The organism is Salirhabdus salicampi (assembly GCF_024259515.1).
Lineage (GTDB): Bacteria > Bacillota > Bacilli > Bacillales > Alkalibacillaceae > Salirhabdus_A > Salirhabdus_A salicampi.
Genome location: NZ_JANBWE010000007.1, coordinates 17,593 through 41,701 on the forward strand (window position 1 = coordinate 17,593; position 24,109 = coordinate 41,701).

A 24,109-nucleotide genomic window follows, 5' to 3' on the forward strand; every position below is an offset into this window, starting at 1 on the left:
TTCACCGACTTATCGTTTATTTCTTTTCTTCTCGTAATTTATCTGCATGTTGGCCGAGCTTCTTTATCAATTCAATCGCTTGTTTCTTTTCATCATCATCTAACCCTGCCATAATCTGTTCTAACCCTTCCCAATGTTTAGGGAAGATCTGAGCTAATAATTCTTTTCCTTTATCAGAGATTGAGGCAAAAATCACTCTTCGGTCAGTTGGACAAGGTTTACGATATAAATAACCTTTTTGTTCAAGTTTATCCACAACATATGTAATACTTCCACTAGCTAATAATATGCGCTTTCCAATTTTCTGTAGCGGCTGATCACCACGATGATACAGAAGTTCCAGAACGGAAAATTCCGTTGGGTTTAGACCATAATTAATCATGTCCGATTGACTTAAATCTGAAACGGAACGAAAAGCTTTGGAAAGAACTACAAATAATTTTAATGAAGGGTCTTCTTTTCTGCGTTTATATTCACGTTCATTCATTAGCGACTCTCCCCAAAATTGGATTGAACATATTATAGGTCTTTTCTCACCCTCTTGTCAAAGCACCACAACAGTTCGACAATTTGTTATACTAATCATAATACATTCGAACAAAAAACGAAAGCGGTGTTAATATTGTTAGAAGATACCGGTGAACGAGTCATACCTGAATTGATGGATCCTATGAATAATTTATTGCTGGAACATATCTCCAGGTACCAATTCGCGATGTCCTACCTACATGGCAGAGTGTTAGACTTATCCTGCGGATCTGGTTATGGTACTCACCTAATGGTTAAAAAAAAGAAGCGTGAGGTTCAAGAGGTTGTCGGTGTCGATATCGATGCTGAAATCATTCATTATGCAAAGGGGAAATACTATCACCCCAAATCAAATTTTCTAGTGGCCGATGCAACGAGCGAAAGCTTAGTGAACGATTTAGGAACCTTTGATGTCATTGTTAGTTTTGAAACAATTGAACACATAGAAGATGAGGAGCGACTGTTAAATAACTACTATGAACTTCTAAAACCTAATGGGACTTTGATCGTTTCTACCCCGTTTGGCAAAGGACGTGGAGTACCTTGCGGCTCTCCATTTCACGTACATCAATTACGTCCTGATGAATTTTACGCCCTTTTCACACGATACTCAAATACTTCTTTCTTTTTACAAGACGGTGTCTTAATTGAACCATATCCCGGAAGAAAAGATGTATATTATCCGCTAGGTATAGCTGTTTGTCGTAAGTAATCACCCCTGAACATACCCTAAAGCTTGATATCGCACATGCTCTATCCAGGCGAACAACCTGGTTTGTTGGAATATATTTCATAATCAATAAAAAATTAAAAGTTCGCTATTGTGTTGGTCAAATTGAAAATAGGAATAAACCTTATGGCCATTCAACGCTAAATATACATCCCCTTCTAACGGCACATGAAAAAATAGGGGATGTACTTAATTCCTTTTAATAATGTGCAAATTACAATTCTAAAGTACAGAACGCTTTAAGTCTGCCACATGAACAAATGTTTTCTCCATTCCCTGATGTATCACCTTTCTTTCATTATGACATTCCTACCCTTCCATTGATTACTGGTCAATATCTCAATTTCACCTCTCTCTTGCAAAGCTCGAAACGAATTATCAGTATCCTCTTCGAAACTTGGAATACAGCTCATACAATCTTCTAAAACAGTTAGTTGCGGAGAGTTAATCTCCGGGCGTAAATGCTCTGCAATTTGTGCCACTGATTCTAACACACAATGAGAGGCAGCTTCCCCAACAATTACAATTTCATCGTACAATTTTAGTGTGTTAATTACCTCCGTTTGGATAAGGTTTTTCTCACTATATTCTGGTTGGATAATGCCGTACATTTCACTTAACGGTTCTAAACCTTTTACAATCGTTTGTAATTCATACTCTCTCTCAACGGAGTGTTGATATGCCTTTTTGGCGAACTGTTCCTCCAATGCAGCACCATATGTACCTTGTAAACAATGATAAGGCCAAATACATAATTGTTTTTTGCTGTTTCTTTCGAGCATCTGGACGTAACGAACACTGGCAATCTCATAATATTTCGGTTTCCACTTACCCTCTTTTACATCACGAGCCGTTATAATGGTAAAAGGATCTGGTTCTCTCCCCTGACCATCTTCCCACCAACATGGATGAAAGATTTGCTGTGGTTTATGAGTATCGAGGGAGACCATAATTTGTGTAATATCTTCGGAATGTTCTTCAATAAATGTAACGATCCGAGCCGTATCCTCTTTTGCACCAGGAACACCTAATGCTCCACCATCCATAAAGTCGTTTTGCACATCAATAGCTAATAATAGGACCTTTCTCCTGTAATCCTTCTCCAATCTCTCTTTCATTCCGATTCCCCTCTCCTAGTTTCTACCTTTACTTTACCATTAATTTGCTATTTTCTGAATATTTTGTAACCACTTTATCCAATATTTGACTAGGCTATATTCATGTGTATTGCAATATTCAATGATGTGGCCGCTTAGCCCAAGGTTCTATTTGACCTACAATTGTATGCTTTCGCCTATGTTGAATTACATCCTTCACTCCTTGACTGATTTCCTTATGAGTAAGCCACCTTGAGTGGTTGTTGATAATCTTAAATCCTAAAAATACTTCATAATAGTTACAACGTTTCGGAATGTTTAACGACATGTTGTCAAAATACGATGCACTTGATTTAATATGATAAAAGTGAAAATCGTTTCCTTGTGAATATATATTTTGTATATTCATTAATGTCGGGATGACATTTGATGCTGATGAATGTACCCAAGCAATGATATGGGAAAAGGGACCGTTACGCCTAATCGTTTCCTCTACTTTATTTTCGAATAAAATGTCATCATGGTAGTCCACAGCAATACTAAACATTCTTTTTGGCTCTTTCGCTTGTTTCACCATTTGGCGATATTTTTCTTTATGCCTGCCAATAACAACAACGGTGTATCCCTTTTTATTCAGCCATAAAGAAACTTCACTTAACATACCTGTCCCACCGACAACGAGGACATGTTCCCGATTCATAAAAACCCACTCCTGTCTAACGAATGTAATACATAAGGTAAACATACACTTTGGTAAAAATGAAGTTTTATATCAGTATTATTTAACAACGAATATCCCTTATCCTTCTCCAGAACATCAAGCTATATCGCAGAAAGAACCATGACGGAAAGGATGTAGATAATGTGAAGATCAAGCTTAGCATTTTAGATCAGTCTCCACATTTGCGTGGAATGACCGGAAAGGATGCACTAGAGCAAACTACTACATTAGCAAAATGGGCTGAAAGATTGGGTTATGAACGTTTTTGGGTGGCCGAACACCATAGCAACCGCAGTTTAGCTAGTTCATCTCCTGAAATTTTAGTTACTCATTTGGCATCCCATACGAAACGAATACGTGTTGGTACAGGTGGGGTTTTACTTCCCCACTACAGTCCGTTTAAAGTTGCCGAAATGTTTCGTGTCATCGAAGCTCTTTACCCGAATCGAACAGATCTCGGTCTCGGAAGAGCTCCTGGTGGTATGCCAGGAGTCAACTACGCCTTACACAACGGTAACTATCCCAATTACTCGGATTACCCCAAAAAGGTAAAGGAACTTATCGCGTATTTACACGGACAAGATCCGCACCAATATCATGTTCAAGCGACACCGTTGGGAAAAAGCTCACCACCGGTTTGGTTACTTGGGTCCAGTCATGCAAGCGCAAAACTGGCTGGACAATTAGGAATTGGTTATGCATATGCACAATTTATTAATGGAGAAGATGGGGAGACAGCTTTGCACGAATACCAAAATTATTTCCGACCTTCCAAGACTCTTCAATCACCAAAGAGTATTATTGCAGTTTATGTTATATGCGGAAAGACTAGTGAAGAGGCGGATTATCTTGCTGCAAGCCTCGACCTTGCCCTACTACAAACTGAAAAAGGGATTCAAAGAGGTCATTTCCCGGAACCAGAAGAGGCGATAAACTATAAATATTCATATATCGAGAAGGAAAAAGTCAAATTAAACCGAAATAGAATGATAGTGGGAACCCCTTATCAAGTAAAACAAAAGATCTATGAACTTGCAGATTATTACAACGTTGATGAATTCATGATCAATACAATCATTTCACCATTTGAAAAACGGCTTAAGTCTTACGAACTGTTGATTAATGCCTTTCAAACACATAAGGAGTGACATTATGTTAGCCTTTGACCATCTAGTCATAGCAACCCCTAAACCGGAAATTGCTGCAGCCAATGCAGCAAAGACAAAGAATATTGTTACACTTCAAGGTGGGGAGCATAAAAAGTGGGGAACATATAATTACTTGGCTTTTATGGAAAATAACAGTTACATAGAATGGATAGGAATTCATCAACCGAATAACGCAAGAAAAAGTGATAATCCATTAATTCAACTTCTTTTTAGAAAACAGCAAGAAAACAGAAACGGACCTATTCAATATGCACTACGAACCTATAATATGGATGGACTGGTGAAACATTTTCGGAAACATAATATCGATTATGCCGGGCCCTTTACCGGGAGTCGTAAAAAACCGGATGGTACGACACTACGCTGGCGAATGTTATTCCCACAACATGACAAATTCGTATTGCCTTTTTTAATTGAATGGGGAAATACATCAAATAGGCCAAAACAGAATCACCATATCAATAATGTTTCCTTTACATCAATTCAGTACGGCAATCAAACAATCAATTTTGAAGAAATGATTGATATTTTTCAAACTGTTTACCAACTCAAAACACCTGTTCTAACTAATGAAAAACAACAACCTATCGCTGAATGGCCATTAGAAAATGGAATACTCCAAGTTTCCACAAGGGATGGAATACATGCTACATTTGATCATTTAACATTTCGTTAAGTAATTAGGAGGAACAATGTTTATATTTCCCGTTAATCAAGATATACAGTTAAAGTTATTAGAGAGACAGGATGCTTCACAAATCTTTCATCTTGTTGATGATAACCGCCATTTTTTACGAAAGTGGCTCCCATGGGTGGATAACATGCGATCTGTGGAAGACTATTATCCTGTTATCGATATGTGGCTTAGTCAGTTTGCAAACCATAACGGATTCCAGGTAGCGATTTTATATAACGGGCATATGGCTGGAATGGTCGGTCTTCATCAAATTGACTGGAGACAAAAACAGACAACAATCGGTTATTGGTTAGGAGAGAACTATCAAGGAAAGGGTATCATGACGAAGACGGTGGAACATGTTGTCCGTTATATATTTCAAGAATTAAGACTAAACCGTGTGGAAATACGATGCGGTGTACACAATTATAAGAGTCGGGCGATCCCGGAGAGGCTAGGGTTTAGACAAGAAGGGATTATTCAAGATGGGGAACGGTTGTACAATTATTACCATGATATTGTCATTTACGGGACTGTAGCTCGGGATTGGTTAAATCAACATAAATTATGAAAAAAAGGTGCAAAATTGCACCTCTTTTTTCATGCATTAGGATAAGATTTTCTCATAGTAATAGAATGGCGACTCATAATCTCCCAAATGTAACGAATCTATATATGTATAACCCGCTTTTTGAAAAAGTTTTAATGCTGCCTTGTTTTTCGCATATGTATCAGTTCGAATTAATTCTATCCCTTTCATATGTGCTAATTGTTCCGCAAAGCTATAAAAAGCCGCCCCTATCCCACTTGATCGATAGTTCGGATCTACTGCTAATCGTTTAACACATAAATAAGGGACATTGTTTCGCTGCCACTTTATGTTATCGTAATCTTCATGTGCCTTTTCACTAATACATGCAACCCCTGTAATATACCCACTATTTTCAGAAACAAATAACGTACCGCTCGAAATATCTCCTTCATAATGATGATGGAGCGGATATGCTTCATTCCACTGTTCATTACCTTGTACTTTCATTTGTTGCTTACATCGGTCTACAATATCCATAATAGCATTCAAATCAAACATCGTTGCTCTTCTAATCATGTTGCTCCTCCTTCAGTTATCACATTGCTATTACTTATTTCTCAATACCATTTACACAGTACATTAACCAATTATTCATAGTAAGGAGGTCTAATATTAATAAATGGGTCATGGATTACTTATATTCAAACTTTCCTAATAAGGTAGCTGCAACCATGCCTAAGCCGAACGTTATAATACTATAGACCGCTGGCAAAATATTGCGCTCAAATCCAGGGAAAATAACGAAAATCGACCCGACAACTAATCCGATAATGACCGCATACGTACTTGTGTAATAATGTTCCAGAAAAAAGCGGACAATCTTACTACAGGCAACAATACCCGTTAGAACACCAACCCCAACAACACTAATCAAGAAAAGGTGTCGCTCTGACAGTACATGAATGATCGTTGGATACACACCGATTAGTAAAAGAATAAATGACCCACTTATTCCAGGTAAGATCATCGCCATACTCGCTAATATACCAGATAAAAATAGTATGAAAATGACCTTACTGCTTGTTATGTCCATCACTTGTGCTACCCCATTTTCATTTAAAAAAGCCATAGATGCAACAAGGAGAGTGGCAAAAAGAAATAGGATGTAATGTACAGATCGAAACGTATTCCTATAATCAGCCTTATGAATTAAATAAGGGATAATCCCTATAATTAATCCAAGAAAGAAAAACTGTGTTTGGTTTGGATAATGCTCCCACAATGTATCAATAAGGTTACTTAACAATAATACAGCCGTAATAACTCCTACACCCAAAGGGAGCAGGAAGCCTAGATGCTTTTTCCATTCACGACTAAAAAATCCATTAATCGCCTCAATGAGACGATCGTAAATCCCCAGTACAACCGCTATCGTTCCACCACTAACTCCAGGTACTAAGTCACTTGTACCCATTAACATGCCTCTAAATATATTTTTCCAATGGAACATCTTATACCGCTCCCTTACAATTAGTCCTTCACCATTTTACCAAAATTTTGGTTATATAGGGATAAAATTGACAGGAAATTTACGTCTGCAGGCTATTATGATGTTTACAATAACGAACAAATTGTTTTGCAATATTTTCGTTTGAAGCAAAATGAAGGTGTACATATGAAGCTATAACATTTTTGTATATGTAGCCTACCAGGCTATGGTCACTAGCAAAAAAGGCCGGCGGCAATGAATCTAACATGTCCATATTCGAATAATGAAACTCATGACCTTTAATATTATGTACATTTGATATCATATGATTATGAGGTGATGGTGACAGCTCTATATAACGAATAGCTTGTAATTGTTCGTTCATACGGGCAATAGCTGGTAATATTCCGACCATATCGAATTTGTTGCCTTGTCCATCAATTAATTCCTTCGCTAAAAACATAAAGCCACCACATTCTGCAATAACAGGTAGCCCAGCCTCCACTCTATCTTTAATATCAAGTTTTACTTTATTAGAAAATTGGCTAGCAAAATGTTCCGGAAAGCCACCGCCTATGTAGAGTCCATGACAATCCGAGGGAATGATCTCTCCTTTTAATGGTGAAAAATAGACACATTCAGCACCATGCTGTCTAAGAATCTCAAAGTTCTCTTCGTAATAAAAATGAAAAGCGGCGTCATAGGCTACAGCTATTTTTACTGTTGATTGTATCTCATAATTGGATTTAGCGGAAGGGATTGGAGGTGTATTCAAATAGTCATATATGCTTTGTATATCCACAGTCTGGACCAATGTCTTACTTATTTGATGAACAGTATCATCCCAATCGCTATCCCCTACAGCAGGTATAAGCCCTAAATGTCGTTCTGGTAATTTAAAACTGGAGTGAAACGGCAGATATCCAAACACTTTCGTGTTACAGACGGATTCAATGGCACCCTTCAGCAATTCATAATATGTAACACTGCTTACTTTACTAATAATTACGCCGAATATTTTCAAACGGGGATTCATCTGTTGAAAGCCAAGAACTTCCGCCGCTATACTTCGCGCCTTTTGCCCTGCTTCTACAATAAGGAGTATAGGGGTTTCAGTCACTTCACTAATATGTGCGGAACTTCCTTCATCCGACAAAAAAGAAACCCCGTCATATAGGCCCATCATTCCTTCTATTATGGAAAGGTCTACATCTTTACTATATTTTGAAACGATATTCCGTATCGTTTGTTCACGTAACATGTAGCTATCCAAGTTATGTGATTTCCTGCCTGTAACGACAGAGTGAAAGGTAGGATCAATAAAATCGGGTCCACATTTATACCCTTGAACAGTCAAACCCTTTTGTTTGAAGGCAGACATAAGCCCAGTCGTAATCGTGGTCTTACCAACACCTGTATGAGTACCAGCAACCATAAATCGTTTCATTTTATCAAACCCTTTTTTGTTAATAACACTTGCGGAACACGATGGATTGGGTGGGGAATAACTTCTGGTTTCGTCTCATATACCTTAAGGATATTTTTCTCCGTAATTACCTCTTCACTTTTCCCGATTACTTCAATTTGGCCATTGTTTAAAAGTAATAATTTATCACAAAATTGAGAAGCCAAATTTAAATCATGTAAAACGATAATAACTGTTATTCCTTCCTCACTCTTCCATTGTTGAATCATTTCCAGCAATGCTAATTGGTGATGTATATCTAAATAAGTTGTCGGTTCATCTAACAATAAAATATCGGGGTTTTGGGCCATTGCCTTTGCAATCGCTACTCGCTGTCTTTCACCACCACTTAATGTGTCCAATGTTTTATGTTGGAAATGTTCTACGTTTGTAGCTTTCATCACTTCAGATACCTTCGCGATATCATCCTCTTTTTCCCTCTCATACCATTTAAGGTGGGGATAACGTCCCATGGACACAGCGTCCACGACAGCCATCGGATAAGGATAGAGAGCTTCCTGAGACAAGACGGCCATTTTTCGTGCAAGCTTTTTTTGTGAAATGTGGCGAATATTTTTCCCTTCTAAATAAACCGTGCCTCGGGTCGGTTCAAGGTATCCTGATAGTATTTTTAACAACGTAGATTTACCAGACCCATTTGGTCCAATAATGCCAAAACAAGCTCCATGGTCCACTTGAAACGTTACATCATGTAAAACGGGGGTTTCATCTAATGTCATATGAATATTTTGTGCAGTAAGCATATAACCCCTCCTAAAAGTAACCCGTTCGTTTCTTTCTTAACAAATATGCAAAAAATGGTGCACCTAAAAAGGCTGTAATAATTCCAATTGGCAACTCACGTGGTGATAGAATGGTACGGGCTAAAGTATCTGCTAATACTAAAAAGATTGCCCCACCTATAATGGATAAAGGCAATATAATTCGGTTGTCAGAGCCGAACAAAAGTCGAATTATATGAGGAATGACTAATCCAACAAAACCAATAGTTCCAGAAACTGATACAGCTGCTCCTGTAATGAGTGACGCAATCACTAATAACGTGACTCTGACTTTAGGTACTGACACTCCTGTATAGTACGCCGTTTCTTCACCTAAAGATAGAATATTCAATTCCCTTGCCATAAACCAAGTTATGATTACCCCAACTAAGACAAACGGTAAAACAATCATGTGGTGACCCCAATTCGTTAATGTCAAACTCCCCATTAACCAAAACATAATGGTCTGCATGCGTTCATCTGCTAGAGCTAAAATTAAAGAAAGGGCGGCTGCAATAAAAGCTTGAACAACCACCCCAGATAAAATTAAGGTTTCTATATGAATACGTCGATTCACTTTAGCGAGGAAATATACAATAACTAATGTGATCATTCCACAACTAAACGCTACGACAGGTAAAGTCCAATTTCCGAGAAGGATAAACTTCCATCCGAATAAGAGGACTAAACAAGCCCCTAAAGCAGACCCCGATGATACACCTAATATAAATGGGTCTGCTAAAGGGTTGCGTAACACTGCTTGATAAATGGTACCCGCCGATGCTAACGCCGCTCCTACTAACACCCCTAGTAAAACACGAGGCATGCGAATATCGATAATAATCTTTTCCACTGTGGAACTCCACGTTTGATCAACAACACCCCCAACGAAGGGTATTTTAGATAGTAAAATAAGCCAAACGGTTTTTACATCAATATTCGCACTTCCAATAGAAACAGAAACAATAATCGTGAAAGTTAGTAGACCAAGAAGGATTGGTAGCCAAATAGCTAACGTTACCATCCACCTATTTCTTTGTTCCATATCATTACGTCCTAACTATTAAAATTGGTCTGGATAAAGGTACTCTGCCATTTCACGTAACCCTTCCACTACACGTGGTCCTGGGCGACTTACCAAGTCAGAAGTTAGTTCATAAACTTGTTCTTCTTGGATTGCTGTTATATTTTCCCAGTTTGCACGATTCAAGACACTTCCAACAGCATCATCCATATAAGCACCGTATGTAATAAATATAACATCAGGGTTTTCTTCTAAAACACTTTCTTCACTTGCTTGTAGCCAGCCTTCTTGATCAGCAAAAATGTTTTCACCGCCAGCTATTGACAGAAGATTTGCCATGAACGTACCACTACCAATTGAATAAAATCCTTCACCCGTTTCAATATAAACTGTTTTTCGTTCGTCAGCCGGAACACCTTCAATTGTTGCAACTACGTTGTCACGCGTTTCTTTCATATCACTTACGACAGCTTCTGCTTTCTCACTTGCTCCTGTCAGCTCACCGATTGAGGTAATATCTTCAAATACCTCTTCTAAATTATTTGATTCAATCGCAAATACGGTTAAACCCTGTTCTCTTAATTGTGTTATCGCGTCTCCATTTATAATATCTGCTAAGACTAAGTCCGGTTCTAGTTCCACAATTTTCTCAACATCTGCTTCCATGCCGATAACTTTTTCAATATCAGTTACTTCAGCAGGAAAGTTGTCAAATTCTGACACACCTACTACTTTATCCCCTAAACCTAATGCAAAGACCATTTCCGTTGTACTAGGAATTAGGGAGATAATACGATCAACATCACCTTCAATCGTCACTTCTGTACCAGTATCGTCTGTTAATGTAACGGAACTTGGCACCTCATCCTCGTGGTCATTGTTCTGAACGTTTTCGTTATCTGCTTCATTTCCACATGCCACTAATGCGAACATCATGATTGCAACTAATGACAAGAATAAAAACTTTAAATTTTTCATCATCTGTTACCTCCTATAGATATATAAAATAGAAAAAGCCTTAGTTTCCTTCTAGGAAACTAAGGCATGACTCACCCATCGCATAAATACACGCTCTGTGTGAACCAATTCCTTTTACCCCGAAGGAAATTAGTTCGCAGTATTAGGCAGGTCTCCTGGCTCATGATCATAGCTCCCTAAAGTCTTCCCGTTTTTCAACAGTGACTTTATTTTAGGTTGCTCCCATTTACAGTGGCGGGACCGCGCCGGATTTGCACCGGACTTCCCTTTTAAGTGGTAGTCATATTACCAACACCTAACACCAACAATATGTAATTATAACTTATATCTTAATTGGAAAATGTAAGGACGTCAACTTCTAAACAAACGAAGAAAAAACTTAAGACATAAGGAAATGTCTTAAGTTTTAATCAAGTTACGTATACATTTTTTCTTGGTGTTTACCGTAATTTAATTCGTATATGACCTTCTTTCCGTTTATAAAAACCTCCAAAATTGTAAGGATTAAGGAAAAGAATTTGTTCACCACAATCACTCCTTACAACGGTGCTGGAGCACTATTTTTCTATCGGCTCATTACACATCATATGCAGGTTTTTAAAATTTGCATCATCTATAAAACTATTCTATTACATCTATTTACACGATAATCTGACCGTGTCTGAACATTCAAAATTATTTCTTCGATTATGACCCCAAAATTGTGACAAACGGTATTGAGTTTCTTTGCCTCATTTTAAAGCCCTTGAAGAATTCTTCTCCAAGGGTCTTTTATCACTTATCTTTTGGCGGGGATTCTGTCAATGTGATCCCTTCATTTTGTTGAAGAAAGTAATTTAAGGAAAATTCATTTTTGAACAACAACACTTGTCGCTTTACGTAATCATGAACGAGCATACTTGTACTACTATAATATGCTTTTTCCGGTATTTCCCCTTCTTTTACCCAACGGGCTAATTGATAACTTAAACGTTCCATTTCAAGGTCAACACCGTATTCCGCCTTCATTCGGTAAATAAACACTTCAAATTGCAACTGGCCAACAGCGCCTAATATTGTATCTTCGAATTTCGGAGTTCGATATACTTGGATAGCCCCTTCTTGAGCTAACTGTTGAATTCCTTTCACATATTGCTTATGACGTAGTGCATTTTTAGGGCGAACTTTAGCAAAATGTTCAGGTGGAAATTGAGGCAAATCACCGAATTCAAACAATTCTTTCGTTCCACATATGGTATCCCCTATTTGATATACACCTGGGTCATATAAACCAACAATATCACCTGCATAAGCATGGTCAACCCCTTCACGACTATCAGCAAAAAACTGCTGAGGTTGGGCTAATTTCATCTGCTTTCCTGTTCTTTCTAACCAAGTAGACATTCCTTTTTCATACTGTCCCGAACAGATTCGTAAAAAGGCAATACGGTCCCGGTGTGAAGGGTCCATGTTCGCCTGAATTTTAAAAATGAAACCGGAAAAGACTTTGTCTGTCGGATTCACTTTCCCTGCGCTAGATTCTCTAGGGAAAGGAGAGGGAGCGATTTGTAAGAAGTGCTGCAAAAATGTCGGGACGCCAAAATTTGAAATAGCACTCCCAAAAAAGACAGGTGTCTGTTTCCCTTCTTTCACAGTATCAAGATGAAAGGGATTTCCCGCTTCATCTAATAACTGTAAATCTTCCATTAACTTTTCTATCGTTTCCTCATCAGCAGACTTTTCTAGCTGTTTGCGCAAATCAGTATAATTTTCCACACTGACGAAAGTTGACTCTTCCTCATCTTCACCATAATATTCAATCGTTTTCGTGAACCGGTCATATACACCTTTAAAAGTTGGTCCCATTCCTATTGGATAGTTAACTGGAGTGGATTCAATACCAAGCACTTCTTCAATTTCTTCAAATAACTCTAGAGGATCTTTTCCGTGCCGGTCCATCTTGTTAATAAATGTAAAAATCGGAATTCCCCTATCGCGACAAACTTTAAATAATTTTTTTGTTTGTGCTTCCACACCTTTTGCAACGTCGAGAATCATAACAACACTGTCAACTGCCATTAATGTACGATACGTATCCTCACTAAAATCTTCGTGTCCTGGCGTATCTAAAATATTAATTTTATACCCTTCATACTCAAACTGCATTACACTAGATGTAACGGAGATCCCCCTTTGCTTCTCCAATTCCATCCAATCTGATGTTGCGAACTTTTTGGATTTCCTCGCTTTTACAGAACCAGCAGAACGAATTGCGCCACCTAGTAACAACATTTTTTCTGTTAGAGTCGTTTTACCCGCATCTGGATGAGAAATGATTGCAAAAGTTTTACGTCTTGATACTTCTTCTTGTATTTTCGCCATGTTCAATTCCTTTCTAACAATGATTTTGCTGCGTTCATAATATATAGACTAATACCCTCCTAATATTTTGTCACCCAGTTCCTTGTTCAAACCCTTCATTCATCTATATGAATGAGGTGGTTAAAATTCTTATTACTATGAAGACCAACCTACTCCGTACATCTTATATGGGAAGATCTTACTGTTTCTATCATTACTTGTGCTACGAAAAATACTATGACGTCATTTAAAATAGTATCATATTTACCGTTCATTTTATCGTAAAAAATAAACTCCCGGTAGTAACCGAGAGTTTAAGACGGATGTTCTGAAACATATTAAGCAAAATATTTTTTCGGTAATGCTTTTAAAATGACAGGTAAAAGAATAATACAGAATAATATGGAAAACACCATATAAAAGCCGTTATAAACAAGTGAATAAATAGCGACCGGTTGGCCTTCTGGAGCATATTCCCCAAAGAAAACAATACCAGATACCCAATGGAAGAAGAATCTTAGCAAGCCACCTAAAAGGGTACCAATTACGATATAGGTCAACCATTTTCCGGGTTTGCCTTCCTTTATTCCACTTTTTACATGGGCTGCAAATAGCCCAGCAAAACCGACAGCAGTGAAGGCTAAGAAATAATCAATAAACGCTTGAACGGGATGGTAAATGCTTCCTGCAATAATCAAATCTAAAAGGCCAAAGATGAATCCAGTAAGTAGACCACCTTTCAACCCCCAACGGAATGCCATAATCAATATCGGTAACATGCCGATAGAAACGGAACCACCTTGTGGCCAAAACCTTCCTGTTAACGCTCCTGAAATAATATCTAACAAAATAGCTAATCCACTAAAAATAGCAATTTCTACTAAAAACAAATTTTTGGATGAAGTTGTCATTTTTTTCCCTCCTTTAAAATAGAAAAAGACAAAGCCGGCGCAAGGAGGCGCAGCTTTGCCTTTAAAAAGCAAAAATATCCTTACACCACAATCCCTACGCAAGCACTAACTTACAGGTTCAAAGGGTCAGAACATCCAAGGTTCAATCTCAGCCTATTAGGCGCCCCTTTGTGGTCACTTATCTATTCACTTATTATAAATATACTATTCTAATACCCATTTTACAACTATAACAGTAATTTAATTTATCTTTCATGGACCTTTTTCCATCTTTCTTTACATGATTTACTTATTGCTAAGAAAATGGTCAATAACGACACACACCACGTATGTCTGCAAAACGATTTTGTTCTTATCTTTGATACCAACTATGAATGTCCAGATACTAATAAATAATGGAACATTTCAAGATAACTCATAACGCAGTGTGATATACGGTGCTAATATTGCGCAAACCCTTTTGTAATAATTTTCCTGAAAATGATATTATTAAATCTGATGAAATGCTTAACTAAATATTGACATGTTATAATACTACTATTCTAAAACAAGAACGAAATAGGACTGATATTATGCACGGGAGTATTATTAAATACCATAGACGAAAGAAGAAACTAAAACAAGCTGAATTAGCTAAGGGGATTTGTTCAGTCTCCTACTTAAGTAAGCTTGAAAATGACAACATTGAACCGAACGAAGATATTTTGGCAATGCTATATAAAAGACTCGAGATCGACATGCATGACTTCTCAGTTGAAAATATAGACATAAAAGAAAAAATATTAGAATGGTATTCCCACATAACGGCTAAGGAATATGATGAATCATATAACATGTTTAACAATTTAACGAAAGCAATGAAATATAACAATGACCCAAATGCGGAACATTTGTTTGAAGTGGTACACTTATGCTACACAATCACATTTGAAACGAAGGAGAAAGCGAAGAAGGAATACAAACGCCTGCTAGATAAAGTTAACATGTTCAATGATGAAACAAAGTATTATTTCTACAAATTTGAATCACTCATCTTTTATTATGATGAGAAGATGAAAGATGCTTTAGCATCATTGAAAAAAGCTGAAAAACTTTACACTTATATTGGAATAAATGACAGTGCACTGTTTTATAATTTGTCCGTTTTTCATAAACGAACATATAATTTAAATAAATCAATTATCTATGCTATGAAAGCCTTAGATTTGTCCCAGGAATATTTAAATTTTGAAGTCATGGTTAGAAGTTATCTCTTAATTACAACGAATTACATTTCAATCGGTGAATATGAAATTGCCGAAGAATATCTTAACAAGATTAATCGTGTTGATGAACGCTATATTACCCGTGAAAACAAAGGAATCATTTATAGCTTAAAGGGGTATATCTACTATCAACGTAAGGAATTTGACCAAGCGCTAACATATTTACATAAAGCAAAGGGGTATCGGGATCAAAAAACATTGGTCAATACTATATATCTGTTCGCCTTAGTATACATAACAACTGAAGCCAATCATGAATTTAAGAACAAGTTAATCGAAGGGTATAACTTATGTGATAAATACGGGTCAGACTTCAATAGATATCGCTTTTATATTCTGGAAAATAAATGGAAACATACAATAAATGACTTAACCTTTATTACGAAAATGGAACAGGAAATCATCCCTTATTTTGAAAAAAGCGGAGCACAACGTGAATTGATCAGCAGTTTAAAATTGATGGGTGATATCTTTTATAATAAAAGACAATATAAAAAATCAGCGGAATATTACCGACGAATACAAGAGTTTTATAAGTACTCATTCCCTGTGGAGGATTATTTATAGTAAGGAAGCCAGTCATGGATTGGCTTCTTTTCATTTATTAAGACAGGAATATATTAAATTGACTAGAATAGAAATCATAGTAATATTTGTAAGCGCTTAATTGGAGGAGGAGATAGCCAAATGTTTGCAACGACGAGTTCAATTTTTGAACTAACCGTAAAAAACTTTCCGAAAAAAGAAGGATTAGTTGACGTTTCCAAAGGAGTCAGGTGGACATATGAGAAATGGGACGAAAAAGTCAATAAATTGGCCAATGCTTTTATCGCTTCAGGGGTTGAGAAAGGTGATGTCGTATCCACTTACTTATTTAATACTGCGGAATTAGCAACGACCTTTTTCGCGTGCGGAAAAATTGGTGCCATCCTAAATCCTATCAACTTTAGATTAAAGTCAGAGGAATTAACTTATATTTTTACAGATTCTTCCCCAAAAATTGTTTTATTTGAGAAAGCATTAAAATCTGAAATTGATAGCGTCTACAAAAAATTTCCGAACACCTCTTTTTGGTATGTAGATAAAGATACCCCTCACTATGCTGTACAATACTACGACAGAACAAGAAAGGCTTCAACAAGTAAACCTACCGCAAATGTTTCCGAAAATGATATTTATGCGATTATGTATACAAGTGGAACAACTGGAAGACCTAAAGGTGTTATGCACCGACATCGAGACATGGCTGAGCAAAGTTTAATCTGTTTATCGTACTTAAAGTTATCCGAATATGATCGGGGATTAGCTACGGCCCCAATGTTTCATTGTGCCGAGTTGCATTGTTGTTTTTTACCCCGTGTTCAAGCTGGTGCAACAAGCGTCATTGTACATCACTTTGATCCGAAACAAGTATTACAAATTATACAAGATGAAAAAGTTTCAGTTATGTTCGGCGCTCCAACAATGTGGAATATGATGCTTCAAGAGGAGTTAGATCAATATGACTTATCATCCATGCGATTAGGCCTTTACGGTGCTGCTCCAATGCCACCTGCTCTTGTAAGGGCATGTAAGGAAAAACTCGGGACCGAATTAATACAGGCTTATGGAATGACAGAGATGGGGCCAGCAATTACATTTCTAAATGAGCATGATCAAATTCGTAAAACAGGCTCGGTTGGACGCCCTTGTTTCAACCATGAGATTCGGGTTGTAAAAACGAAAGAAGACGGTCCATCAAATCCTAATGACTCTTTACCACCTAGAGAGATTGGAGAAATTATCGTAAAAGGACCTTGTATGATGATAGGTTACTATAATAGACCTGACGCTACAAAAGACTCCCTACACAAAGGTTGGTATCATTCTGGGGATTTAGGCTATTTTGATGAAGACGGATATTTGTATGTTTGTGACCGAGTGGATGATATGATCATCAGTGGCGGAGAAAATATTTACCCGAGAGAAGTAGAAGATGTATTATATGATCACGAAGGCATTTTAGATGTAGCTGTACTAGGGGAACCTGACCTTCAATGGGGTGAAAAGGTGGTTGCCTTTATCGTTAAAAAAGAGGAATCATTAACAGACGAAGAATTAGAGGAGTTTTGTAAATCTAGTAAACAATTAGCCAACTATAAAAGGCCGCGTAAATATGTTTTCGTTGATCAGTTACCGCGTAATGCCAGCGGAAAGATACAAAAATATATATTACGGAAAAAAGTACAAGAGCAAATGAAGTAAGTAGAAGATTGCAAATTTCCGTCAAGCATTAGGAGGAATGAGAATGAATAGAAGTTGCGTCATTGTAGAAGCTGTTCGAACTCCTGTGGGAAAAAAGGGAGGAGTTTTACACAACATCCACCCTGTACATTTAGGGGCCCGTGTATTACAGGAGGTCGTACGAAGGGCTAACGTTTCGAAAGAGGTAGTTGAAGATGTTGTCATGGGTTGTGCTACCCCCATTTATAGTCAAGGTTACAACATTGGTCGGCTGGCCGCGCTGGAAGCTGACTTTCCTGTTGAGGTGCCAGGTGTCCAAATTAATCGGATGTGCGGGTCTGGCCAACAGGCGATACACTTTGCGTCACAAGCCATTTTATCTGGGGATATGGATGTTGTCATTGCAAGCGGTGTAGAATCAATGAGTCATGTCCCAATATTAAGTGATGGTAGTGATCAAGAAACAATCCCAGAAACATTAAAGAGTAAATATGAGTTTATCCACCAAGGGCAATCAGCAGAACGGATTGCAAAACATTATGGTATTAACCGGGAAGATGCTGACCAATACGCTTACAATAGCCATCAACGTGCTTTAACTGCAATCGATGAAGGGAAATTTAACGATGAAATCGTGCCTGTTCAAGGAATAGATCAACACAATCAACCTTCTGTCGTTCATGTTGATGAAGGACCTAGAAGAGACACATCACTGGAAGCATTAGCCAATCTTAAACCAGTCTTTCAAAATGACGGTATTATTACTGCTGGAAACGCAAGCCAGATGAGTGATGGTGCAGCAGCTCTCTTATTAATGGAAGAGTCGAAGGCTAAAGAATTTGGATTAAAACCACGGGCAAAAATTATACACCGTACTGTAGTGGGCTCTGATCCCACATTTATGCTTGACGGTGTCATTCCAGCTACAAAAAGAGTACTGGACAAAGCAGGACTTACACTGCAGGATATGGACGTTGTAGAAATTAATGAGGCATTTGCACCAGTTGTGTTAGCCTGGCAAAAAGAATTAGAAGCTGATTTAAGTAAGGTGAATGTAAACGGCGGTGCTATTGCACTCGGTCATCCGTTAGGAGCAACTGGAACGAAGTTAATGACATCATTGCTTCATGAGCTGGAGCGTAAACAAGGTAAGTATGGTTTGCTAACCATTTGCATCGGACATGGGCAAGCAACATCAGCTATTATTGAACGATATTCGTAAATAGGAGGTGTGCAATATGACAGCTACTGTCTTATTATCTAACGATGAACATGTAGCGACAATCACGTTGAATCGTCCAGAACAAATGAATGCCATGAACTTGAACATGATCGAACAATTGTTAAGCAAACTTGAAGAGGTTCAACAAAGTAACGCCAATATTTTAGTTATTACAGGGAGAGGAAAGGCATTTTCAGCGGGCGGGGACATTAAAACGATGTTACAGGATACAACCGATGAAGAATTTTCTTCAGTAATGGATAAACTTAAACAGATTGCGATCATGTTACATACAATGCCAGTAATTACAGTTAGCGCTGTTAATGGAGCAGCCGCCGGATTAGGGTTTAGTTTAGCAATTGGAACAGATTATGTTCTCGCAGATACCCGGGCAAAATTAGCCATGAATTTTATAGGTATTGGTTTAATACCTGACGGTGGAGGCCACTTCTTTTTAGAGAGGCGAATTGGATCTTCCAAAGCAAAACAACTGATTTGGGGAGGAGAAAAGTTAACAGCTTCTGAAGCCCAAAAAATGGGGATTGTTGATCATATAAATGAAGAGGGTTTTGATTTTCATACGTTTACAGAGCAGTTTATTGTTAAGCTTCGTAGGAAACCACTTCAAGCGATGATTGAAACGAAAAAGATATACTCAGATTCCAGTCAATCACAACTTTTATATGTATTAGAGAGAGAAACCATTGGACAACAGAGCATGAGAACTACAAAAGATCATCTAGAAGGAATTCATGCTTTTTTAGAGAAACGACAACCTCGATTTAATGAAACATCATAACAGGTACTACACCTGCTTATGATGTTCTTTTATTTCAGCAATTCCCATTTCACCACAGTTCGGACAGCTTAACATATGTAATTCATCCTCATGTATTTTATCCATTTCCTCTCCATTACAAAACCGACATGTATGTACATAGGATGTTCCTTTACTATTATCACTTATATCACCACAAGTTTGGCATTGAGTAAGATACTGGATGTCATCATTTTGTTCATCTAAACTTAACATAAAAGATCGGGAATAAAAACAATGTTCACAATCTATAAATATTGTTTTCTCCATTTTTTCACTCCTAACATGATAGATATAAACAGTTTCTCTATCAGTACAATCTTTTATACCCTATCACATGAAAATTAAACTTAAATCTATCAAGTTAGGCAAATGCTTAATATCATTACAAAAAAACAAGGATATGCCCATATCGGTCATATCCTTAAGAATTATACTTTCTTCTTTTTTGCTGCTTTCTCTCGTTCGTTTTTATTTAAAAGCTGTTTTCTCAATCGGATGGATTCTGGTGTTACTTCACAGTATTCATCATCATCTAAATATTCAATTGCTTCTTCTAAGCTCATTTTACGAACACTTTTAATCGTTGTTGTTTGGTCTTTTGTTGCCGAACGAACGTTAGTTAAATGCTTCTCTTTCGTAATGTTAACCGTTAAATCATTTTCACGGTTATGCTCGCCAACAATCATTCCAGCATAAACGTCTGTACCAGGTTCAACAAATATCGTACCCCTGTCCTCAAGTCCCATTATACTGTATGTTGTAGCTTTTCCGTTTTCCAATGAAACAAGAACTCCTTGGCGGCGACCACCAACTTGTCCTTCTACAACAGGTTCATATCCGTCAAACGTGTGGTTCAATATACCATACCCTCTTGTTTGGGACATGAATTCAGTAGCGTACCCGATTAGTCCACGTGAAGGTACCTTAAACTCCAAACGAACTTGTCCGTTACCTTGGTTTACCATGTCCAGCATTTCACCTTTACGGGCACCCATCGCTTCTATCACTGTTCCAGTATATTCCTCAGGAACATCGGCTTGTACCCTTTCTACAGGTTCACACATAACACCATCTACTTCACGTAGGATAACTTGAGGTTTTGAAATTTGCAACTCATATCCTTCTCGACGCATATTTTCAATCAAAATCGACAGGTGTAGCTCTCCACGTCCGGATACTCTCCAAGCATCAGGTGAGTTTGTATGTTCAACGCGTAAACTTACATCTGTTTCTAGTTGAGTCAATAACCTTTCCTCAATCTTTCTTGCTGTAACGAATTTCCCTTCTTTACCTGCAAATGGGCTATTGTTTACAAGGAACGTCATTTGTAATGTGGGTTCATCGATTCGTAAAGTCGGTAGGGGATCAACATGGTCTGGTGGGCATACGGTGTCACCTACATTGATGTCTTCCATTCCAGCAATTGCTACAATGTCTCCTGCTTTAGCTTCTTCAATCTCAATACGTTTTAGACCGATAAAACCGAATAACTTCGAGATCCTAAAGGATTTTTCTTCTCCTTCTTGATTCACTAATGTTACTTGTTGACCAGTCTGCACTTTTCCTCTAAATACTCGTCCAACACCAATTCTTCCAACATACTCGTTGTAATCTAACAATGTAACTTGGAACTGTAATGGTTCTTCCCCATTATCAATAGGAGCAGGTATATGTTCCATTATGGTCGTAAAGATCGGATCCATTGTTTCGTTTTGCTCATCGGCTTCAAAACCAGATGTACCTTGTAATGCAGAAGCATATACAACAGGGAACTCCAATTGTTCGTCGTCCGCTCCTAATTCAATGAATAAGTCAAGAACTTCATCAACAACCTCGGATGGACGTGCATTTGGGCGGTCAATTTTGTTTAAGACAACAACTGGTGTTAATTTTTGTTCAAGTGCTTTTTTTAATACAAAGCGTGTTTGTGGCATACATCCTTCATAAGCATCTACAACTAATAAAACACCATCAACCATTTTCATAATACGTTCCACTTCGCCACCGAAATCAGCGTGGCCTGGTGTATCAAGAATATTAATTCTTGAATCATTATAGTTAATGGCTGTATTTTTAGCTAAAATGGTAATACCGCGTTCTTTTTCTAAATCATTTGAGTCCATTGCTCTTTCATCCACTTGTTCATTATCACGGAATGTGCCTGAATAGCGTAACATTTGATCGACTAGGGTCGTTTTTCCGTGGTCAACGTGAGCGATAATAGCAATATTTCTTAATTCGTCTCTTCGTTGCATTCCAATACTCTCCTCTAACGATTATTCGCATTGCATAACTTGATAATTATAACACATATTGACATAAAACGTACAAACGTCATCTAGAACTGCATTTATTACCTTTAGTATGAAACATGTCATGTTATCGATTCAATTAAATAACAAACTGCACCTCCAAATATTAGTTCTATGTCTAACATTTGGGGTGCAGTTCAATCTAACCTTTATACATCTTCTTTTTGCACGTTTCGACTCATCTCTAAATAATGTCCAAACACTCGGGCAAGTTCTTTTAAACGATTTTGTACATCTTCATCAATTAACTCATTTTGAGTCGAGAAGTGACTGCTGTGTGTATAAACATAGTTTGGTGTTACAAAACTACGGAAGTAGTCTAAAATTGGTCTTAGTTGGTTTTGAGCCACAAGGTGATGTTGGAAAGACCCTCCATTTGCGACAATCGCCACTGGCTTATAACGCATTGCATTCGGTGAAATCAAATCAAACATGTTTTTTAATGTTCCAGGAATTGAGCTCTGAAATACTGGAGTTGCAATAATATACCCATCTGCTGAACTAATTTCATCAATTAATTTTCGTGTATCCTCGTTATATTGTTCTGGTGGTCTTCCATCGACAAATTGTAGGTCATAATCTTCTAAATATACATGTTTTGTTTCAATATTAGAGTGATACTTATTTAAGTATTGATCGGTCTCCTGCAACAATACTTTTGTTTTGCTTCCTACAACTGTTCCATTAATAAAAAGTACTTTCATCATGTCGCCCCTTTCAGCCTGTTAACATTGCTCCGATTTTTCTCTACATATGCTATTTTAATCCATGGACACGGGATAAAGTCAAATAGTAGGCATTCTAAGTATGATTAAACTTGCTCCGTAATCTCATCAATAACAGAAGTTGTTAATTCATGTAAATCTTTTTCGTTATTAAGTAAATAGCAATACTTCGCTAATTCGTAATAATCTTGAGCTAGTTTATATTCCCCCATTTTGTTATAACAACGAGCCATTTGGAAATATAAATCACCTTGTAAATATAACAACTCTTTACTTTTGGCATAATTTATCCCTTTTTCAGCCGTACGTATCCCTTGGTCAAACAGCCCCATCTCTACTAACAGTCTTGCATAATTATAGTAAATACGAATATTTATTTTCATATCTGATATGTAAATATTTCTAGTTAAAGATAGCAGTAACTCATCAAAGATTTTTTTACTTTCCTCAAACCGACCAGACTGTTGCAATATAATTGCCTTACTCTGTAAGATTTCTATGTCTCGTTCGGATAAACTTTTATTTGTAGTCATACTACAATCTAATGCCTCTTCCAAATAAAACAATGCTTTATCTATGCCCTTCTGTAAGTGATAGGCACATATTCCTTTATGCCATAATAAAAACTGTTTCATCTCCAAGTGACTTCTAAACAGAGGATTTTTTAATTCTAAAGAAACCATTTCATCAGCACGTTCATAGTCTCTTTTGCGGACGGATTTTCGAATTTCTTCTATTGTCATTGTTATATAATCTGATCTTGGTGAATTATAGTGGTTGAAGAAAAAAGGTAACTCTACCCCCAACCTCTTTGATATTAGATACAGAAGGTCAGCAGATATGTTAATTTCCCCTTTTTCAAGTCGACTAATATAAGCTTGAGAGCATATTCCTTCACATAACTCCTTTTGTGAAATTCCATAATACTCTCTTATTTCTTTTATTTTTTCTCCGATATTTTCACTAATTAACATACATACACCTACCTGGGATAAATTTCCTCAAAATATTACTATGTTAATATGTTTATCTTATTTTCCTATGTATTTCCATTAAATTGGGTGAAATTCGACATTCATCGCTTTAATTGGAAAATTCAA

At 37.3% G+C, this 24,109-nt stretch carries 23 protein-coding genes and 2 riboswitches; of the genes, 8 read left to right on the forward strand and 15 right to left on the reverse strand.

Annotated features, from left to right (window positions below; translation table 11 throughout):
* Positions 1 to 16: 16 nt before the first annotated feature.
* The gene (locus NLW78_RS14830) at positions 17 to 487 is read right to left on the reverse strand and encodes a MarR family winged helix-turn-helix transcriptional regulator (protein ID WP_254497931.1); all 471 of its coding nucleotides are present in this window, start codon (positions 485 to 487) and stop codon (positions 17 to 19) included.
* A gap of 135 nt (positions 488 to 622) precedes the next feature.
* On the opposite strand from NLW78_RS14830, the gene NLW78_RS14835 reads away from it, so the two are divergent.
* Positions 623 to 1,240, forward strand: coding sequence for a class I SAM-dependent methyltransferase (locus NLW78_RS14835; RefSeq protein WP_254497932.1), 618 nt, complete (start codon positions 623 to 625; stop codon positions 1,238 to 1,240).
* Between the two features lie 302 nt (positions 1,241 to 1,542).
* Here the strand turns inward: NLW78_RS14835 and NLW78_RS14840 are convergent, their stop codons facing one another.
* Positions 1,543 to 2,376 carry a cysteine hydrolase family protein gene (locus NLW78_RS14840; RefSeq protein WP_254497933.1) on the reverse strand — a complete coding sequence of 278 codons (834 nt, stop codon included), beginning with the start codon at positions 2,374 to 2,376 and terminating at the stop codon, positions 1,543 to 1,545.
* A gap of 118 nt (positions 2,377 to 2,494) precedes the next feature.
* Positions 2,495 to 3,055, reverse strand: coding sequence for a Rossmann-fold NAD(P)-binding domain-containing protein (locus NLW78_RS14845; RefSeq protein WP_254497934.1), 561 nt, complete (start codon positions 3,053 to 3,055; stop codon positions 2,495 to 2,497).
* 170 nt (positions 3,056 to 3,225) lie between these two features.
* On the opposite strand from NLW78_RS14845, the gene NLW78_RS14850 reads away from it, so the two are divergent.
* The 3 genes from NLW78_RS14850 to NLW78_RS14860 are packed head-to-tail and all read left to right on the forward strand — an operon-like array spanning position 3,226 to position 5,492.
* Positions 3,226 to 4,224, forward strand: coding sequence for an LLM class flavin-dependent oxidoreductase (locus NLW78_RS14850; protein ID WP_367617694.1), 999 nt, complete (start codon positions 3,226 to 3,228; stop codon positions 4,222 to 4,224).
* 4 nt (positions 4,225 to 4,228) lie between these two features.
* Entirely contained in the window at positions 4,229 to 4,921 is a 693-nt protein-coding gene (locus tag NLW78_RS14855; protein ID WP_254497935.1) for a VOC family protein, read from the forward strand.
* 16 nt (positions 4,922 to 4,937) lie between these two features.
* Positions 4,938 to 5,492 carry a GNAT family N-acetyltransferase gene (locus NLW78_RS14860; RefSeq protein WP_254497936.1) on the forward strand — a complete coding sequence of 185 codons (555 nt, stop codon included), beginning with the start codon at positions 4,938 to 4,940 and terminating at the stop codon, positions 5,490 to 5,492.
* A gap of 36 nt (positions 5,493 to 5,528) precedes the next feature.
* Here the strand turns inward: NLW78_RS14860 and NLW78_RS14865 are convergent, their stop codons facing one another.
* From NLW78_RS14865 to thiT, 8 genes are all read right to left on the reverse strand, one after another.
* A complete protein-coding gene (locus NLW78_RS14865; protein WP_254497937.1) occupies positions 5,529 to 6,029 on the reverse strand; it encodes a GNAT family N-acetyltransferase in 501 nt (166 codons plus the stop codon).
* A 115-nt stretch (positions 6,030 to 6,144) separates the two neighbouring features.
* Positions 6,145 to 6,927, reverse strand: a complete 783-nt coding sequence (locus NLW78_RS14870) for a DUF368 domain-containing protein (protein ID WP_254497938.1) — start codon at positions 6,925 to 6,927, stop codon at positions 6,145 to 6,147.
* A gap of 115 nt (positions 6,928 to 7,042) precedes the next feature.
* Positions 7,043 to 8,389, reverse strand: a complete 1,347-nt coding sequence (locus NLW78_RS14875; RefSeq protein WP_254497939.1) for a cobyrinic acid a,c-diamide synthase CobB — start codon at positions 8,387 to 8,389, stop codon at positions 7,043 to 7,045.
* Positions 8,386 to 9,171, reverse strand: coding sequence for a heme ABC transporter ATP-binding protein (locus NLW78_RS14880; RefSeq protein ID WP_254497940.1), 786 nt, complete (start codon positions 9,169 to 9,171; stop codon positions 8,386 to 8,388). Before NLW78_RS14880 ends, NLW78_RS14875 begins: the two co-directional genes overlap by 4 nt.
* 10 nt (positions 9,172 to 9,181) lie before the next feature.
* Positions 9,182 to 10,234 (reverse strand): FecCD family ABC transporter permease, encoded by a 1,053-nt coding sequence (locus tag NLW78_RS14885; RefSeq protein ID WP_254497941.1) that lies wholly within the window; start codon positions 10,232 to 10,234, stop codon positions 9,182 to 9,184.
* Positions 10,235 to 10,252: 18 nt separating this feature from the next.
* On the reverse strand, positions 10,253 to 11,194 hold the full coding sequence (locus NLW78_RS14890; RefSeq protein WP_254497942.1) for an ABC transporter substrate-binding protein: 942 nt from the start codon (positions 11,192 to 11,194) through the stop codon (positions 10,253 to 10,255).
* Positions 11,195 to 11,319: 125 nt separating this feature from the next.
* Positions 11,320 to 11,505: riboswitch (cobalamin riboswitch) on the reverse strand.
* A 460-nt stretch (positions 11,506 to 11,965) separates the two neighbouring features.
* On the reverse strand, positions 11,966 to 13,552 hold the full coding sequence (locus NLW78_RS14895) for a peptide chain release factor 3 (protein ID WP_254497943.1): 1,587 nt from the start codon (positions 13,550 to 13,552) through the stop codon (positions 11,966 to 11,968).
* A 317-nt stretch (positions 13,553 to 13,869) separates the two neighbouring features.
* Positions 13,870 to 14,442, reverse strand: coding sequence for an energy-coupled thiamine transporter ThiT (gene thiT, locus NLW78_RS14900; protein ID WP_254497944.1), 573 nt, complete (start codon positions 14,440 to 14,442; stop codon positions 13,870 to 13,872).
* 74 nt (positions 14,443 to 14,516) lie between these two features.
* A riboswitch (TPP riboswitch) is annotated at positions 14,517 to 14,620 on the reverse strand.
* A 394-nt stretch (positions 14,621 to 15,014) separates the two neighbouring features.
* Here thiT and NLW78_RS14905 point away from each other — a divergent pair.
* The 4 genes from NLW78_RS14905 (at position 15,015) to NLW78_RS14920 (ending at position 19,951) form a co-directional block, all read left to right on the forward strand.
* Complete coding sequence (locus NLW78_RS14905; protein ID WP_254497945.1) at positions 15,015 to 16,274, forward strand: helix-turn-helix domain-containing protein; 1,260 nt, start codon at positions 15,015 to 15,017, stop codon at positions 16,272 to 16,274.
* Between the two features lie 120 nt (positions 16,275 to 16,394).
* The gene (locus NLW78_RS14910; RefSeq protein WP_254497946.1) at positions 16,395 to 17,951 is read left to right on the forward strand and encodes a fatty acid--CoA ligase; all 1,557 of its coding nucleotides are present in this window, start codon (positions 16,395 to 16,397) and stop codon (positions 17,949 to 17,951) included.
* Positions 17,952 to 17,994: 43 nt separating this feature from the next.
* The gene (locus NLW78_RS14915; RefSeq protein WP_254497947.1) at positions 17,995 to 19,152 is read left to right on the forward strand and encodes a thiolase family protein; all 1,158 of its coding nucleotides are present in this window, start codon (positions 17,995 to 17,997) and stop codon (positions 19,150 to 19,152) included.
* A gap of 16 nt (positions 19,153 to 19,168) precedes the next feature.
* Positions 19,169 to 19,951 (forward strand): enoyl-CoA hydratase, encoded by a 783-nt coding sequence (locus tag NLW78_RS14920; protein WP_254497948.1) that lies wholly within the window; start codon positions 19,169 to 19,171, stop codon positions 19,949 to 19,951.
* A gap of 6 nt (positions 19,952 to 19,957) precedes the next feature.
* Here the strand turns inward: NLW78_RS14920 and NLW78_RS14925 are convergent, their stop codons facing one another.
* The 4 genes from NLW78_RS14925 to NLW78_RS14940 form a co-directional block, all read right to left on the reverse strand.
* Positions 19,958 to 20,239, reverse strand: a complete 282-nt coding sequence (locus tag NLW78_RS14925) for a hypothetical protein (RefSeq protein WP_254497949.1) — start codon at positions 20,237 to 20,239, stop codon at positions 19,958 to 19,960.
* Positions 20,240 to 20,400: 161 nt separating this feature from the next.
* A complete protein-coding gene (gene typA / locus NLW78_RS14930; protein ID WP_254497950.1) occupies positions 20,401 to 22,227 on the reverse strand; it encodes a translational GTPase TypA in 1,827 nt (608 codons plus the stop codon).
* A gap of 206 nt (positions 22,228 to 22,433) precedes the next feature.
* Positions 22,434 to 22,988 (reverse strand): NADPH-dependent FMN reductase, encoded by a 555-nt coding sequence (locus NLW78_RS14935; protein ID WP_254497951.1) that lies wholly within the window; start codon positions 22,986 to 22,988, stop codon positions 22,434 to 22,436.
* A gap of 107 nt (positions 22,989 to 23,095) precedes the next feature.
* On the reverse strand, positions 23,096 to 23,983 hold the full coding sequence (locus tag NLW78_RS14940; RefSeq protein ID WP_254497952.1) for an RNPP family C-terminal domain-containing protein: 888 nt from the start codon (positions 23,981 to 23,983) through the stop codon (positions 23,096 to 23,098).
* Positions 23,984 to 24,109: the final 126 nt, after the last annotated feature.